The organism is Candidatus Magnetobacterium casense (assembly GCF_000714715.1).
Lineage (GTDB): Bacteria > Nitrospirota > Thermodesulfovibrionia > Thermodesulfovibrionales > Magnetobacteriaceae > Magnetobacterium > Magnetobacterium casense.
In genome coordinates this window covers 148,097-163,786 of sequence record NZ_JMFO01000005.1, presented here as the reverse complement: position 1 = coordinate 163,786, position 15,690 = coordinate 148,097, and the positions used below count along the sequence as shown (strand labels likewise).

General features: G+C 50.6%; 20 protein-coding genes. 4 read left to right on the top strand and 16 right to left on the bottom strand.

Features of this window, described 5'->3' with window-relative positions:
- Positions 1-17: 17 nt before the first annotated feature.
- Genes thrC (Mcas_RS04680) through thrC (Mcas_RS04665) form a run of 4 tightly spaced genes read right to left on the bottom strand, consistent with a single transcriptional unit; the run spans position 18 to position 2,954 of the window.
- Positions 18-1,124: a threonine synthase gene (thrC, locus tag Mcas_RS04680; protein WP_052566858.1), complete on the bottom strand. Its 1,107-nt coding sequence runs from the start codon at positions 1,122-1,124 to the stop codon at positions 18-20.
- A 47-nt stretch (positions 1,125-1,171) separates the two neighbouring features.
- Positions 1,172-1,408: an NIL domain-containing protein gene (locus Mcas_RS04675; protein WP_040334390.1), complete on the bottom strand. Its 237-nt coding sequence runs from the start codon at positions 1,406-1,408 to the stop codon at positions 1,172-1,174.
- A 20-nt stretch (positions 1,409-1,428) separates the two neighbouring features.
- The gene (locus Mcas_RS04670) at positions 1,429-1,707 is read right to left on the bottom strand and encodes a MoaD/ThiS family protein (protein ID WP_040334336.1); all 279 of its coding nucleotides are present in this window, start codon (positions 1,705-1,707) and stop codon (positions 1,429-1,431) included.
- Between the two features lie 14 nt (positions 1,708-1,721).
- Positions 1,722-2,954 (bottom strand): threonine synthase, encoded by a 1,233-nt coding sequence (gene thrC / locus Mcas_RS04665; RefSeq protein WP_040334335.1) that lies wholly within the window; start codon positions 2,952-2,954, stop codon positions 1,722-1,724.
- A gap of 195 nt (positions 2,955-3,149) precedes the next feature.
- On the opposite strand from thrC (Mcas_RS04665), the gene Mcas_RS04660 reads away from it, so the two are divergent.
- The 4 genes from Mcas_RS04660 (at position 3,150) to Mcas_RS16275 (ending at position 8,620) form a co-directional block, all read left to right on the top strand.
- Positions 3,150-3,602 (top strand): SoxR reducing system RseC family protein, encoded by a 453-nt coding sequence (locus tag Mcas_RS04660; RefSeq protein ID WP_040334334.1) that lies wholly within the window; start codon positions 3,150-3,152, stop codon positions 3,600-3,602.
- 35 nt (positions 3,603-3,637) lie between these two features.
- Complete coding sequence (gene fusA, locus Mcas_RS04655; protein WP_040334333.1) at positions 3,638-5,734, top strand: elongation factor G; 2,097 nt, start codon at positions 3,638-3,640, stop codon at positions 5,732-5,734.
- Between the two features lie 178 nt (positions 5,735-5,912).
- The gene (locus Mcas_RS04650) at positions 5,913-6,224 is read left to right on the top strand and encodes a hypothetical protein (RefSeq protein ID WP_040334332.1); all 312 of its coding nucleotides are present in this window, start codon (positions 5,913-5,915) and stop codon (positions 6,222-6,224) included.
- Between the two features lie 371 nt (positions 6,225-6,595).
- The gene (locus Mcas_RS16275) at positions 6,596-8,620 is read left to right on the top strand and encodes an Lcl domain-containing protein (RefSeq protein ID WP_052566857.1); all 2,025 of its coding nucleotides are present in this window, start codon (positions 6,596-6,598) and stop codon (positions 8,618-8,620) included.
- Positions 8,621-8,935: 315 nt separating this feature from the next.
- Here the strand turns inward: Mcas_RS16275 and rplQ are convergent, their stop codons facing one another.
- From rplQ to rpsE, 12 genes are all read right to left on the bottom strand, one after another.
- Complete coding sequence (gene rplQ / locus Mcas_RS04640) at positions 8,936-9,328, bottom strand: 50S ribosomal protein L17 (protein ID WP_040334331.1); 393 nt, start codon at positions 9,326-9,328, stop codon at positions 8,936-8,938.
- Positions 9,329-9,331: 3 nt separating this feature from the next.
- Entirely contained in the window at positions 9,332-10,411 is a 1,080-nt protein-coding gene (locus Mcas_RS04635) for a DNA-directed RNA polymerase subunit alpha (protein ID WP_052566856.1), read from the bottom strand.
- 18 nt (positions 10,412-10,429) lie between these two features.
- A complete protein-coding gene (gene rpsD / locus Mcas_RS04630; RefSeq protein ID WP_040334330.1) occupies positions 10,430-11,056 on the bottom strand; it encodes a 30S ribosomal protein S4 in 627 nt (208 codons plus the stop codon).
- Between the two features lie 3 nt (positions 11,057-11,059).
- On the bottom strand, positions 11,060-11,449 hold the full coding sequence (rpsK, locus tag Mcas_RS04625) for a 30S ribosomal protein S11 (protein WP_040334329.1): 390 nt from the start codon (positions 11,447-11,449) through the stop codon (positions 11,060-11,062).
- Positions 11,449-11,823, bottom strand: coding sequence for a 30S ribosomal protein S13 (gene rpsM, locus Mcas_RS04620; RefSeq protein ID WP_040334328.1), 375 nt, complete (start codon positions 11,821-11,823; stop codon positions 11,449-11,451). The genes rpsK and rpsM overlap by 1 nt, the downstream gene beginning before the upstream one ends.
- An 11-nt stretch (positions 11,824-11,834) precedes the next feature.
- Positions 11,835-11,948: a 50S ribosomal protein L36 gene (gene rpmJ, locus Mcas_RS04615; protein ID WP_040334327.1), complete on the bottom strand. Its 114-nt coding sequence runs from the start codon at positions 11,946-11,948 to the stop codon at positions 11,835-11,837.
- 60 nt (positions 11,949-12,008) lie between these two features.
- Positions 12,009-12,227, bottom strand: a complete 219-nt coding sequence (gene infA, locus Mcas_RS04610) for a translation initiation factor IF-1 (protein ID WP_040334326.1) — start codon at positions 12,225-12,227, stop codon at positions 12,009-12,011.
- Between the two features lie 27 nt (positions 12,228-12,254).
- The gene (map, locus tag Mcas_RS04605; RefSeq protein WP_040334325.1) at positions 12,255-13,004 is read right to left on the bottom strand and encodes a type I methionyl aminopeptidase; all 750 of its coding nucleotides are present in this window, start codon (positions 13,002-13,004) and stop codon (positions 12,255-12,257) included.
- Between the two features lie 70 nt (positions 13,005-13,074).
- Positions 13,075-14,382 carry a preprotein translocase subunit SecY gene (gene secY, locus Mcas_RS04600; protein WP_040334324.1) on the bottom strand — a complete coding sequence of 436 codons (1,308 nt, stop codon included), beginning with the start codon at positions 14,380-14,382 and terminating at the stop codon, positions 13,075-13,077.
- A 6-nt stretch (positions 14,383-14,388) separates the two neighbouring features.
- Positions 14,389-14,835 carry a 50S ribosomal protein L15 gene (rplO, locus tag Mcas_RS04595; RefSeq protein ID WP_040334323.1) on the bottom strand — a complete coding sequence of 149 codons (447 nt, stop codon included), beginning with the start codon at positions 14,833-14,835 and terminating at the stop codon, positions 14,389-14,391.
- Between the two features lie 159 nt (positions 14,836-14,994).
- A complete protein-coding gene (gene rpmD, locus Mcas_RS04590) occupies positions 14,995-15,186 on the bottom strand; it encodes a 50S ribosomal protein L30 (RefSeq protein ID WP_040334322.1) in 192 nt (63 codons plus the stop codon).
- Positions 15,183-15,689 (bottom strand): 30S ribosomal protein S5, encoded by a 507-nt coding sequence (gene rpsE, locus Mcas_RS04585; protein ID WP_040334321.1) that lies wholly within the window; start codon positions 15,687-15,689, stop codon positions 15,183-15,185. The genes rpmD and rpsE overlap by 4 nt, the downstream gene beginning before the upstream one ends.
- Position 15,690: the final 1 nt, after the last annotated feature.

Here is a 15,690-nt window from a genome sequence, read left to right as displayed (position 1 = left end):
TTGTTAATATCCATATTTCAAATCAACTGTCTTATGTAGTCCTCGACGGCGTTGAGGTCAGACCAGACCTTGAGGGGGTCTTTGTTGATCTTAAAGACGGTGTCTGGATCTTTGAGGCCGTTTCCCGTGAGGGTGCAGACTATCGTGGAACCTTTCTTGAAATACCCGCTTGCATTGAGCTTTATCAGGCCTGCGATTGATGCCGCCGAGGCAGGCTCACAGAAGACGCCCTCCGTCTTTGCAACCAGCGCATAGGCTTCCAGAATCTCTTCGTCGGTGACCATGTCTATGACGCCGCCGGAGTCGTCCCTGGCCTGTTGGGCAAACTTCCAACTGGCGGGGTTGCCGATCCGGATGGCAGAGGCAATTGTCTCGGGGTTTTCCACCACATGGCCTCTGACAATGGGGGCAGCGCCCGCTGCCTGTATACCCACCATCACAGGCAACGTGTTTATCTTTGCCTTGGCCCTGTACTCGTTGTAGCCCTTCCAATATGCTGTAATATTGCCCGCATTCCCCACCGGCAGCACATGGTAGTCGGGGGCAACTCCCAGTTGATCGCAGACCTCAAAGGCCGCCGTCTTCTGACCCTCTATCCGGTAGGGATTTATGGAGTTGACCAGGGTTATCGGGTACTTCTCCACCACCGCCCTGACAATGGACAGCGCCACGTCAAAGTTCCCCTTTATCTGCAACACCACCGCTCCATGAATAATGGCCTGCACCAGCTTGCCAAGGGCTATCTTGCCCTCGGGGATCAACACGATGCAACTGATCCCTGCACGGGCCGCATAGGCCGCCGCAGAGGCTGACGTGTTACCCGTAGAGGCACAGATGACCGCCCTGCCGCCATCCTCAACGGCCTTCGATATCGCCATCGTCATTCCGCGGTCCTTGAACGAACCCGTGGGATTAAGACCGTCAAACTTAAAATACACCCTGCCATCAAAACCTATCTTCCGGCACAAGTTCCCGGCGCTGATCAAGGGCGTATTACCCTCGTTTAGCGAAACAACCGGAGTGCTAGCGCTAACCGGCAGGTAATCCCTGTATGTATCGATAATACCACCCCACGCTGTGTTTTTATTGACTGATATACCATCCAGGTTGTCTTCCTTGATCATTTATCCTATATTCTCCTTCTTTAGATTATTGTTGCAGGACGCTCACTCTATTGGATTATATCGCCATCGACAGGCTCAACGTCCACGCCGGCCTCTCTGAGGCCCTCTATGGCCAGTTCAACATTGTTTTCCTCGCCATCAATCTCCAGGATCATCTCTCCCACGGTCTCCGTCACGCGGGCACGCCTGATGTTGGGTATGACATCACACTTTTTGGCCACCGTGTAGATGACCGGCTCCTTGATCAGGTGTTGCGGAAAGGTTAGCTTTATTCGTCTCTTCATTGTTGTCTCCCTGTCGGTATTCAAAAGCAGCCACCGGCTATGGCCGGCACTATGGATATCTCCGCTCCGTCCTGTACTTGGGTCTCCTCTGCCTTTAAAAACCGTATGTCTTCTTCGTTTACATATATGTTGACAAACCGCCGTATCTTTCCACCTTCGGATATCCGCTCGGCGATCCCGGGGTACCTGGTGTCGAGTTCTCCTACGATGGCTATAACGGTGCCGGGGTTAGCCTCTACCTCCTGCTTTCCCTCCGTGAGCCTTTGCAGGGGGGTGGGAATCCTCACTTTTACTGACATAATGCCTCCATAATTTATCTGATCTTATTTAATACTTCCTCAAAGGAATCCATGTGTGGTGAGATATGGTGTGGCTTAACGGTTCTTCCGGTAAGGGCCTCCTGTGTCTTGAGTCCGTTGCCGGTGACACAGATAACCGTGGTTTCGTCCCTGCCGATGACGCCTTGCTCAATTAGCTTGCGGGTGACTGCCACCGTAACCCCGCCCGCTGTTTCGGCGAATATGCCTTCGGTGCGTGCAAGCAACTGTATGCCTTCGATGATTTCGTCATCGGTTACGTCTTCGCCATGGCCTCCCGTCTCATGGACGATCTTCAGGGCGTAGTAGCCATCAGCGGGGTTTCCGATGGCAAGCGATTTGGCTATGGTGTGTGGCTTGATCGGTCTGATGACGTCTACCTTGCTCTTTATGGCGCTGACGATGGGGTTACAGCCTTCGGCCTGGGCGGCAAAAACACGCGTGTGCAGATTATCGAGAACCCCGATGTCGTGGAACTCCTTAAAGCTCTTCCACACCTTTGTCAGCAACGACCCGCTGGCACAGGGCACCACCACGTTGTCAGGGGCCTTCCAACCCAACTGCTCTATCGTCTCAAAGCCAAGCGTCTTTGAACCTTCGGCATAAAACGGTCTGATGTTGATGTTTACAAACGCCCACTTGTACTTATTCGCTATTTCGCTGCACAACCGGTTGACGTCGTCGTAGTTGCCGTCAACGGCTATGAGATTGGGCTCATAGACAAGCGATGCCACAATCTTGCTGGCTTCAAGCGAAGCAGGGATAAAGATAAACCGTTTAAATCCGGCCTTGGCCCCGTGCGCCGAAACGGAGTGTGCCAGATTACCCGTTGAGGCACACGATACCGTATCAAAACCGAATTCCTTGGCCTTTGTCAGGGCAACCGCCACAACCCTGTCCTTAAACGAAAGCGTGGGATGTACCACGGTATCATCCTTGACAAACAGGCTTTTGACCCCGAGGGCGCGGGCAAGGTTTTTGGTCTCAACCAGAGGCGTGAATCCGGAATGTAATCCTACCTGTGGCTCGCCATCTATCGGTAAAAGCTCCCTGTACCTCCACAGGTTCTTCTCCCGTTGGAGTATCTTTTCCCGCGTGAGGGCATTCTTTATCTTCTCATAGTCATAGACGACCTCAAGGGGACCAAAACAAAACTCGCACACGTAAATCGGCTCCACGGCATACTCCCTTGCACACTCACGGCACTTCAATCCTACAACAAAACCCATCTGTTTAACCTCCTTTCTTTCAAAGCACTGTCATTGTATAACGGCAATCTATTGCTCCCATCTATTGTAATTAATCTCAACTGTTTTTTTCAAAGCCTTAATTTGGTGTGCTAAAATTATATACAACACCCTTTTTTATTTCTTTAAAAATACAGGACATATTCCACGTCCATTTATGTTACAATTCATACCATCATGGAAGAGACGGCGATCGTAAAAGATGTCTCAGGCATAATGGCCACGGTGGTGGTTCAACGCACAAGCGCGTGCGCCCACTGCATCAGTAGCAAGGTGTGCAACTCCGACGATGACGCATCAGAGACGGAGGCCTCCGTGATAGAGGCCATAAATACCGCAAACGCAAAGGTTGGCCAAAAGGTCGTCGTGGAGCTAAAGACGTATACGTACCTCAAGGGTGCCATGCTAGTCTATGCCATGCCGGCCATAGCGCTGCTGCTGGGGGCCATCGCGGGCAAGTCCCTGTTAAGCGGTGTGCCCGTGTTTGCTTCCATGAAGCCTGATGTTGTCAGTGCTATCGGGGGTTTTACGGCATTGCTCCTGTCCATTGTGGCGGTAAAGCTGATATCGGGCAGACTCGAAAAAAAGACTGAATACAAGGCAGTGGTTAAAAAAGTTTTAGACTTGTAATTAAATATATATCTTAAGTTAGAAGGGGGACAAAGATGGCAAGTGTTGACGTTGACAAGATAAGAAACATTGCTCTTTTAGCTCACAGTGGTGCAGGCAAGACCACTTTAACGGAGGCGATAGTCTTTAATTCCGGCGCTATAACCAGGATGGGCAGTGTCGCTGATGGTAACACGGTAACGGACTTCGATCAGGAAGAGATCGAACGCAAGCTATCCATTAGTTCCGCGCTGGCTCAGTGCCAGTGGCGGGGGGGATACGTGCTGAACCTGATAGATACGCCGGGCTTTATAAACTTCCTTGAGGATACGCGCGGGTGTCTGACGGTTGCCGATGGTGCGGTGGTCATTGTCAGTGCCGTATCGGGGATCAGGGCCGAAACCATGAAGGTGTGGTCTATGGCGGCGGAGTTTGACATCCCTGTAATCGTGTTCATCAACGAGGTCAATAAGGAAAACGCCGACTTCCAGGCAGCCTTCCAGCAGATAAAGGATAGTTTTGATATCAAACCCATTACCCTGTTCATACCTCTGTCGGACAGTGCCCCAATGGAAGGACTCATTGACGTTGTCAAGCAGCGGGCATACAAACGCACCGCAGACGGTGCCTACGCAGAGGCCGACATACCCTCCGAACTGGTGTCCAAGGCAGAGGGATTCAAAAAGGACCTCATTGAGTGCGTGGCCGAGTCCGACGACGCCCTGCTTGAAAAGTACCTCGAGGGGGCGGAGCTGTCCGAACAGGAAATCCTCAACGGCCTCGTCAATGGCGCCGCAACACGGAAGTTTATCCTCGTGACCTTTGGCAGTGCCGTTAATAATTATGGCATCCAGCAGCTCGTTGACACCATCATACAATGTATGCCCTCACCCCTCAGAAGGGCCGAAATAAAACCCATTGCGGCAAAAATCCCCGACAACGGCACCGAAGTCACGCTGCAACCGCTCAGGGACAAACCGTTGGCGGCCTACGTCTTTAAGACCATCGCCGACCCCTACGCGGGAAGACTGACCATGTTCCGTGTGTTCTCTGGGCAGTTGAAACCCGACACCACGGTCTACAACGCAACAAAGGGTATCAGAGAAAGGATCGGACACGTACACTATCTCCTTGGCAAAAAGCAGATACCGGCACAGGGCCTGGGTCCTGGGGAGTTTGGCGTCGTGACAAAGCTAAAGGAGACCCTCACCGGGGATACCCTGTGTGAAGAGGCACATCCGTTTGTCTTTAAGCCGCTGAAGTTTGCCGAGCCTATTATTTCCTATGCCATAGAGCCAAAGACAAAGGGCGATGAGGACAAGGTCAGCACCGGCCTGCACAAGATACTCGATGAGGACCCGACGCTAAGGTTTCACCGCGACGAGGAGACCAACGAAATGATCATAGCCGGCATGGGGCAGATACACATAGAGGTGGCACTGCACAAGCTCAAGCGGAAGTTTGGCGTAGAGGTCGAAATGAAGACCCCCACGGTGCCATGCAGGGAGACCATACGTGCCAAGGCAAAGGCACAGGGTAAATACAAGAAGCAGTCCGGCGGACGCGGTCAGTACGGCGATTGCTGGATTGAAATAGAGCCTCTGCCAAGCGGTAGCGGGTTTGAGTTTGTTGACAAGATAGTGGGTGGTGCAGTGCCTCGTCAGTACATCCCGGCCGTAGAGAAGGGGATCATAGAAAAGCTAAAGTCCGGCATATTGGCGGGATATCCGATGGTTGACCTGAGGGTGACCATCTTTGACGGCTCGTACCATGCCGTGGATTCATCTGAAATGGCCTTTAAGATAGCGGGTTCCATGGCAATCAAAAAGGCGGCCATGGATGCCCATCCCGTCCTGCTGGAGCCGATCATGAACGTAGAGGTCATAACCCCGGATGACTGCCTTGGAGCCGTCATTGGCGACCTGAACTCCAAACGAGGGAAGGTTCAGGGTGTGGAATCCCAGGCCGGGGGCAATCAAAAGGTTGCGGCAGCCGTGCCAATGTCGGAAATCCTCACCTACGCCAACCAACTGCACAGCATCACCTCCGGCAGAGGTCTGTACTCGATGGAGTTCTCACACTATGAGGACGTTCCAGCACACATCTCACAGAAGATAATCGCCGAAAGAAGCAAGAAAGACACCGAAGAATAGACCAGAAAGGCAATTGTGCAAAAAGAATACGGAAGAAGAAAGAAGGGGGGGCTCTGCCCTCCCTCAGACCGCAGGATGGACATGATGGCAAAGCGGTTCAATGAGGTCATCAGGCTTACGCAAGAGTAGAAGGCTAATGGCGGTTGACTTTGGCTTGGGGGTGTGATATCATAAGGATATGGCAGTAACGTTACCATTGGAAGTATACGAAGCCCTTGAAAAGAGTATGGGGTCTGACGATGCCAAACGTGTAGTCAAGGCGTTTGAGACGACAATATCGGATGTTACCGAGTACAAGTGGAAAACCAGTAAGGACGAGCTTTTGACAGAAATGGAAAAGAGATTTGCCACAAAAGCAGACTTGGCTTTGCTTGAGTTAAAACTGGAATCCAAGATGCGGTTATACTTTCTTATCCTCATATTTGTCATTATCTTAACCAACTCCAAGGCGCTTGATTTGCTGTATAAGTTCTTAGGCATTATGCGGTAGAGAGAGGGACTAACCCCTCCCCCGCTCAAGTCAGTTCCTCCGATCAGCAAACAAGCCTAACTGCATATCGCAACCTCTTTAGCTAAGACCTTCCCTGCACGTTCAAGGGCTATCAGGGCAACATGCCCCATAATGCTTCGTTTCCCAGGGATAAGTGTTTCTGCAAACAGCATAAATGCTATGTCGTTAAAGGCTCTTTCGTAAAGTGAGTGAGTATACTGATCGGATTCGAGTTTTTTCGGGTATCAAAATTGCTTGACCCTATTATTTCACACTCAATTATCATGCCTGAAAAAAATGTGTCATTTCAGTATATTGACTATGTTATCCTTAATAATCACATATTTAAGATTATCAAGGAGGTAGCGACGATGTTTCTTCTATTGCTGGAAGTGAGGGTGTTTATTGTCCTGGTGATGTTTGCGATTGCATGGTTGGTCTTTCCGGGTCTTGGAGGGACGGCATATGCGGTCACCGTTAATCTGTCGCGTACGGGTCAGACAAAGGTCTACACCGGGCGTGATGACGGAGCACTAAAGGCCGGCGTGATCTGGCCGGAACCGCGATTTAATATCAACACCAACGGTACGGTAACAGATACTCTGACGGGATTGGTGTGGTCTCAGGACGCCTGCACACCAACAACGAATACGTGTACGGGCAGCGACAGGAACTGGCAAACAGCCATTGAGTACATAGGTTGCTTAAACGGGGCAAAATATCTCGGTTATAACGACTGGCGCCTGGCAAACGTCAACGAGCTGGAGAGCCTCACCAACGCACAGGAGGCCGTGCAATCTACATGGCTGACTTCGCAGGGGTTTACGCACGTAAGGTCTGACAGCTACTGGTCTTCTACCACCAGCGCCAGCAATACATCACATGCGTGGCTTGTCAGCACGGTTGATGGCGTCATCCACACCGGAGCCAAGAGTTCCAGGCTGTGTATGTGGCCGGTACGTGCGGGACAGAGTGGTGCATTTGATGATGCCTTTGTCTGGTCTACCGGACAGACCACCAGCTACGGTACGGGAGATGATGGCGCATTAAAGGCTGGTGCGGCATGGCCGAACCCTCGCTTTACGGATGTCAATGACGGTACCGTTATGGACAATCTCACGGGACTATTGTGGTCTAAAGACGCCAATACACCGGCAACAGGTACATGCACGGGCAGCGACAGGAGCTGGCAGGCGGCCATTGATTACGTGGCCTGCTTAAACGGCGCCAACTACCTTGGCTACAACGACTGGCGACTACCAAACAAAAAGGAGCTTATGAGCCTGGTTGACCGTGGAAGGCTCAATCCGGCACTTGCATCTGGCAATCCTTTTACAAACGTCAAGGCAACCAACTCTTATTGGTCATCCACCAGCAGTGCTAACAGTTCATACCTTGCATGGCTTGTCAACATCAGCAATGGCAGTGTTGCGGGCACTTCTAAGTATTCAGGTTATCGTGTGTGGCCGGTGCGTGGTGGTTGGGTGTACAAGAATACGCCGGACTTCAACGGGGATGGCAGTGGAGACGTCCTGTGGCGTGATGCTGCAACGGGTGATATAGCCATGTGGTTCATGAGTGGGGCAACAATAGGCAATGGCAGCTATGTCGCCAAGGGTGTGCCTACAGAATGGGGGATCAAGGGTACGGGTGACTTCAATGGCGACGACAGGAGTGACGTTCTCTGGCAAAGCACCAATAATGGGGATGTCTACATCTGGCTGATGGATGGCGCCACGATAACGGGTGGTGATTTTGCCGCACGTGCAATACCAAAGGAGTGGCAAATCAAGGCAACAGGTGACTTCAATGGCGATGGCAAGAGCGACATCCTCTGGCAAAATACCTCAACGGGTGACACCTACATATGGTTAATGGATGGAGCAGCGATAAAAGGCGGAGGTTTTGCGGCAAAGACGATCCCGCCGCAGTGGGATATCAAGGCCGTCGGTGATCTTAACGGCGATGGCATGGCTGATGTCCTGTGGCAGAACACCTCAACAGGTGACGTAGCCGGATGGTTAATGAACGCTGCAAGCATATCATCCGGAAACTATGTTTCCAGGGGAGTTCCGGGCAACTGGCAGATTAAAGCGGTCCGGGACCTCAATGCAGATGGCAAAGCGGATGTCATATGGCAAGACCCGTCATCAGGCGATGTCTTTATCTGGCTTATGAGTGGTCTGGATATAGCCAGTGGCGGTTATGCGGCAGCCGGGGTTCCATCTAACTGGCAGATCAAGGCAACCGGAGATTATAACGGCGATGGCAAGGGCGACATCTTCTGGCAAGACTCCACCACCGGAGACGTCTACATGTGGCTCATGAACGGTGTTAATATATCCGGTGGAGGCTATCCGGCAAAGGGAATCCCCAACAACTGGCAGCCTGAATAAAAGGTTTAGCAGGAACCAAGTGCGACCTGGAGCGAAAAAGAAGGGGGACTGAGGGGGGCTGAACCGCCCCCTTCTTTCTTTTGCTAGCATGAAATATACAGAGGATACGGGGAGACACTACTTTGGTGTTTTCAGGTCACCCTTAATGGTTTCTTTGTGATTTTTTACATCGGAAGTGCACGCTTCCTTGACATTGGTTGCTCAGGTTCTTATGCCAAAGCGCGGCAACACAAAGAGCTGCAACAGTATCCAGATGACAAAAATCAGTATACCGGACAAAATCTCAAGCATAGGTTTTGACATAACTCCTTTGGGTTATTTTGTCTTTTCCTGTTCTTCCTTAGGTGGCCTGACGTAATCAACGAACTCGATAACGGCCAGTTCTGCCTGGTCTTTTAGTCGTCTTCGTGTTTTGACTATTCTGAGGTATCCACCGTTTCTATCGGCGAACCTTGGAGCGATGGTGGCAAACAATTTTGCTACGGCCTTTCGGTTTGGCAGGTCTGCCATTGCCAGGCGCTTAGAGTGCAGGTCTCCGCGTTTTCCGAGGGTGACCATTTTTTCGGCCATACCCCTGATGGTTTTGGCCTTCACCAGCGTGGTTTCAATACGTTCGTATATAATGAGGGCAGAGATCAGGCTTCTAAACAGGGCCTTTCTCTGGTTTGCCGTTCTGTTAAACTTTCTTGTAGCGATTCTGTGGTGCATGGGTCATCCTCCGTTTCTTTCAGCGAGTTCTCTTTTTACGGCTTCAATGTCTATTTTGGCGCCGAAGTCCAGTCCCATAGTCAGCAGGACTTCGCGTATTTCATCGAGGGATTTTCTGCCGAAGTTTTTCATCTTAAGCATGTCGTCTTCAGTTTTTTGGACGAGTTCGTAGATATATTTAATATCTGCGCTTTTGAGGCAATTTTGGGACCTTACAGAGAATTCGAGTTCATCTACGGCCTTTATCAGGTTTTTATTGAACTCTCTGCCGTCCTCTTCCGTGACGGTTACGGGTTCTTCGTATACCGGTTCAGGTTCCATAACTACCGCAGGAGCCGGGGTTTCTCTGCTGATTTCCTTTTCTTCAAATTCCTCTTCCGGGGTAACAAGCATGAAGAATTTGAGGTGTTTTATCAACATTTCAGTGGCTCTTTCGATTGCTTCTTTAGGGTTTATGCTGCCATCTGTCCAGACTTCGAGGATAAGTCTGTCGTAGTCGGTGGATTTTCCGACTCTTGTTTTTTCGACGTTGAAGACGACTTTTTTGACGGGGGTATAGATGGCATCTATTGCGATAGTGCCAATGGGCATGCTGGCGCTTTTGAGTTCTTCGGCGGGGACATAACCTCTTCCTTTTCGGATGGTCAGTTCGGCCTTTAAATCGGCCCCTGTGTCAAGGGTTGCTATGTGTGCATCAGGGTTCAGTATACCGATCACGGCGCCCTGTCCGACGATATCGGAGGCCGTTACAACGTCTTTGTCTCTGACGTCTATAAAGGCGGTAAGCATATCGTTGTCGGGGATGGAGAGTCTGATTTTTTTGAGGTTGAGGATAACCTCAACGACATCCTCTTTTACACCCTTTATGGTGGAGAATTCGTGGAAGACGCCATCTATTTTTATCGAGGTTATAGCCGCTCCCTCAATGGAAGACAGCAGGACCCTTCGCAGTGCATTGCCCAGGGTCACGCCATAGCCCCGTTCTAGTGGTTCGGCGATGAGCTTACAATATGTGCTTGAAAACGTTTCCTCTTCGACACAAACGTTTTCCGGCAACTGAAAGCTACTTATATCAGGCAACATAAAAAAGCCTCCGTTAGATTATCTGGAATAAAACTCAACTATTAACTGCTCCTTCACTTCAATAGGGATATCATCTCTTGAGGGTACGTGCAGCACCTTACCCTCCATAGCGTTGGCATCGATCTCAAGCCATCGTGGGACGCCGGCGTGTGTGACACGCGATACGCTTTCCTGGATGGAGGCAATGGCCTTACTGGCCTCCACAACCCCCACCTTGTCACCGGCCTTGAGGCGGTAGGAGGGGATGTTTACCTTTACGCCATTGACGCGGAAGTGGCCATGTCCTACTAGTTGTCTGGCCTGGTTTCTGTTGGCGGCAAAGCCCATTCTATGGACGATGTTATCGAGTCTGAGTTCGAGAAACTGCAGGAGCATCTCTCCGGTTACACCTTTTTTTCTGTCTGCCTGGGCAAAATATTTTCTGAACTGTCCTTCCATGACGCCGTAGATTCTTCTGACCTTTTGTTTTTCCTTGAGTTGGATAGCGAAGTCGGAGAGTTTTGCGCGTCTCTGTCCGTGTTGTCCGGGGCCGTACTTTCTTCTTTCGATGGAGCACTTATCGGTTAGGCAGCGTTGTCCTTTGAGGAAGAGTTTTTCGCCATCTCTGCGGCATAATCTGCACAACGATTCTCTGTATCTTGCCATATCCTACACGCGCCTCCTTTTTGGGGGTTTACAGCCGTTGTGCGGCACGGGGGTTACGTCCTTGATGATGTTGATATCCAGGCCTGCTGCCTGTATGGCCCGGATGGCGGACTCTCTGCCGGCGCCGGGACCTTTGACGTAGACGTCTATTTGTTTCATACCCATATCTATTGCCTTTTTAGCGGTAGCCTCTGCCGCCATTTGGGCTGCATAGGGGGTACCCTTACGTGAGCCTTTAAAGCCGAGGCTTCCGGCGCTTGACCACGCAAGCACGTTACCTGTCTGGTCGCTAATGGTCACCAGGGTGTTGTTGAAAGTTGTTTGTACGTGTGCAACACCGCTTGCTATTCTGCGTTTTTCTTTTTTTGGCCCCTTACGTTTCCTTGGCGGCATTATTTACCTCCCTTTTTCTTGACTACACCCTTGGATGGTCCTCTTCTGGTGCGTGCATTTGTCTTGGTTCTTTGGCCGCGGACGGGTAGTCCTGTCTTATGTCTGACACCTCTGTAGCACCCTATATCGGTTAATCTTTTAATGCTCGTGGTGACCTCTTTGCGGAGGTCTCCTTCGACCTTGATGTCTCGGTCTATGATACCTCTTATCTTTGCGATGTCCTCATTGCTGAGGTCATTGACGCGGATATTGGGGTTGACGGAGGCCTCCGTCAGTATTTTTTTAGAGGTTGATCGGCCGATTCCAAAGATGCGGGTCAGTCCGATCTCCACTCGCTCTTTCTTAGGTAAATCTACACCTGCTATTCTTGCCATAGTTCTCCTTCTTAGCCCTGCCTCTGTTTGTGTTTGGGGTTATCGCATATTACCCTCAGCACACCCTTGCGTTTTATCATCTTGCACTTTGAGCAAATTGGTTTTATTGATGCACGTACCTTCATAGTACTCCTCCATATATTTTAACATTCTTTAACATCCCGGATGATAGTTGCATACACGGTTTACTTGTATCTGTATGTGATTCGTCCCTTTGTCAAGTCGTAGGGGGACAGTTCAACCAGGACCTTATCGCCGGGGAGGATTTTTATATAGTGTATCCTCATTTTACCGGAGACATAGGCGGTTATCACCTGTTTGTTATCCAGCTCCACTTTGAACATTGCATTGGGCAGGGCCTCCAGTATGGTGCCCTGGACTTCTATGTTTTCTTCTTTTACCATCGTTAATCCAGTCTCTTGTATATAAGTTTATAGTCTGGTCAATATCTGTGGTTTATCATCGGTAACGACCACGGTGTGTTCGAAGTGAGCCGAGGGCATGCCATCGGAGGTCACAGCGGTCCAGCCGTCGTTCATTATGACAACATCGCTTGTGCCGGCGTTGACCATAGGTTCTATTGCGAGCACCATGCCTTTTCTCAGTAGAGGGCCTTTGTTTGGTTGTCCATAGTTTGGTATCTGCGGTTCTTCATGCAGGGATTTACCCACGCCATGTCCGACGAAGTTGCGCACCACGGAGTAGCCGTTTTTCTCCACGTAGTTTTGGATTGCGTAGGAGATATCGGAGACTCTGTTACTTGGCCAGGCCTTTTCTATTCCCTTATACAGGGAGTCCTCTGCGACCCTGAGCAGTCTCTTTGTTTCTTCGCTGACGTTGCCAACCGGATAGGTTCTGGCGGCATCTCCGATGAAGCCTCTGTAGACGACGCCCACATCTATGCTGATGATATCGCCGTCTTTGAGCACCCTTTTCTTCGATGGTATCCCGTGGACTACCTCGTGGTTTATCGACGTGCACAGGCTTGAGGGATACCCCTTGTAGCCTTTAAAGGCAGGCACGCCGTTTCTTTCCTTTATGATCTTTTCCACGTACTGTTCAACTTCCTTTGTTGTCACGCCCGGTTTTATCATAGTTTCAAGCAGTCTCAATACTTCGGCTACTATTTTTGATGCCAGGGCGATTTTCTTTATTTCGTCATCGGACTTTAGTATTATCACAGAAGTCTTTTGGCTTGATTTCCTCAGCCCTGGTCTCTCAAATCCCGGTTTTCGCAACTCTGTTGTCCTGTCATCTCCTGCCTTTGATTCGGCCTTTTTTCAGCAGGCCGTCATACGACCTCGTCAACAGATGTGATTCTATTTGGGAGACGGTATCCAGCGCCACTCCTACGACGATCAACAGGGAGGTACCTCCGAAATAGAACGGCACGTTGAACTTACTTATCAGTATACTGGGCAGTACGCACACCACGGAGAGGTAGATGGCCCCTACAAAGGTCAGCCGTGACAACACCCTGAATATGTAGTCGGAGGTATTCTTTCCTGGTCGGACACCGGGGATATAGCCTCCCTGTTTTTTGATATTATCTGCTATGTCAACGGGATTAAACACGATAGCCGTATAGAAGTAGCAGAAGAAGATTATCATTATCACATAGATCACGTCATGCACAAGCGACCCCGGGGTGAGTTGTTTTGCAAATGCCTGCACCCACGGTACCGCTATGAATCCGGCGATTGTTGCCGGAAACATTATAATGGACGACGCAAATATTGGTGGGATAACGCCGGCGGTATTGATTTTTAACGGCAGGTGTGAGCTTTGTCCGCCATACATGCGTTTACCGACGACTCGTTTGGCGTACTGCACGGGGACCTTTCGTTGTCCTCGTTCCATGTAGATTATCCCGGCCACAACGCCCACCATCATGACTATGATGATGAGCAAGACGATTATGGGCAATTCGCCTGCTCTGAGGAGTCTGATTGTATCGATGACAGCGTTTGGCAGTCGTGCCACTATACCTGCGAATATGATCAACGATATACCGTTACCGATGCCACGTTCGGTTATCTGTTCGCCCAGCCACATGATAAAGGCAGTGCCTGCCGTGAGGGTAATCATGGTAGTGAATCTGAAACCCCAACCGGGGTTGAGTATGAACTGTCCTTCCGCCATGGTTTCGAGCCCTGCGGCGATACCGAAGCCCTGTATGGCGCTTATCAATATGGTACCGTATCTGGTGTACTGAGTTATTTTTTTGCGTCCTTCTTCGCCCTCTTTTGCCAGTTTACCGATGGCTGGTACCACGACGGTCAACAGTTGCAGGATGATGGATGCGCTGATGTAGGGCATTATGCCCAGGGCAAAGATAGTTACACGCGACAGCGCACCGCCTGAGAACATATCGAAGAATCCCATCAGGGCGCCACCGTGTGTCGTGAGGAACTTACTTAACTGTTCTCCGCTTATACCGGGGGTGGGTATATGGGCGCCTATCCTGTAGACGGTCAGCAGGGCGAATGTAAAAAACAGTCGTTTTTTTAGTTCTTCTATTTTAAGTATGTTTTGAAAGCTACCTAAGAATCCCAACATACACCTCTATTCCAGTACCACTGCTTTACCCCCCGAGGTGGTTATCTTATCCAGGGCAGTCTTACTGAATTTGTTTGCCTTCACCGTCAGAGGTTTTTGCAGTTGACCATTGCCCAGCACCTTGATACCGCAGAGCAATTTCTTAACAATGCCCTTTTTAACCAACAACTCCGGGGTTATTTCAGTTTCACCCTCAATTGCGTCTATATCGTCGAGGTTGACGATGGCGTATTGCACACTGAATGGATAGTTCTTGAATCCCCGTTTGGGCAGGCGACGTTGCAGAGGCATCTGGCCGCCTTCAAAGCCGGGGCCTTTACCGCTTCCGGCGCGTGCCTTCTGGCCCTTGTGCCCCTTGCATGACGTCTTTCCGTGTCCGGAGCCACAGCCTCGCCCGACCCTTTTGACCTTTTTGGTGCTACCATCGGCAGGCTTGAGTTCATTTAGTTTCATTGCTATAGACCTCCTATCTTTGCTTTATTCTTTATCATTGGGGCATGCGTCGTTGTACACTTCACCGTTACGGTGTGTACGTGGCCCGTATATTGCGTTGGCCGCGCGCGCTTCCCGTCTGCCTCATGCCCCTGCGGTCGTATGCGTTGAGAGAGTGTGTTATAGTGTTGTTTCAACCGCTTCCTCTACGCGGACGAGGTGGGAGACCTTGTGAAGCATTCCGCTTATTGCGGGGTTTTTGCCATGCAGCACGGTCATACCGATCTTGCGCAATCCGAGGGCCTGGAGGACCTTTCTCATTTTTTCGGTCTTACCGGCATAGCTGCGTATCAATGTTACTTTTATCTTCATTTACCGGACTCCTTGTTATCGTCTGTTTTGCCTCTTTGCTTCATGACCAGTTCGGGGTTTTTAAGCAGCGTCAGGCCGTTGAGGGTTGCCCGTACGGCGTTGAATGCGTTTGTGCTTCCGATTGATTTGGCCACAATATTGTGGACGCCCGATACTTCGAGCACTGCACGCACGGGGCCTCCGGCTATCAGGCCGGTTCCCTCTCTGCCGGGGTTTAGCACCACCACGCCGGAGCCGTAGTGTCCCGTTATCCGGTGTGGGATAGTTCCGTCCTTGAGGGGAAACTGGAAGAGCGATTTCTTTGCTTTTTCTATTGCCTTTTTGATTGCCTCGGGCACTTCATTGGCCTTGCCTTTGCCGATGCCAACAATACCCTCGCCGTTGCCAACCACCACCAGCGCACTGAAGGAAAATCTCCGTCCACCTTTGACTACCTTTGCCACACGATTTATGAAAACCACTTTCTCCTGAAGGGTTAACTCAGCATAATCGATCCGTCCCAAC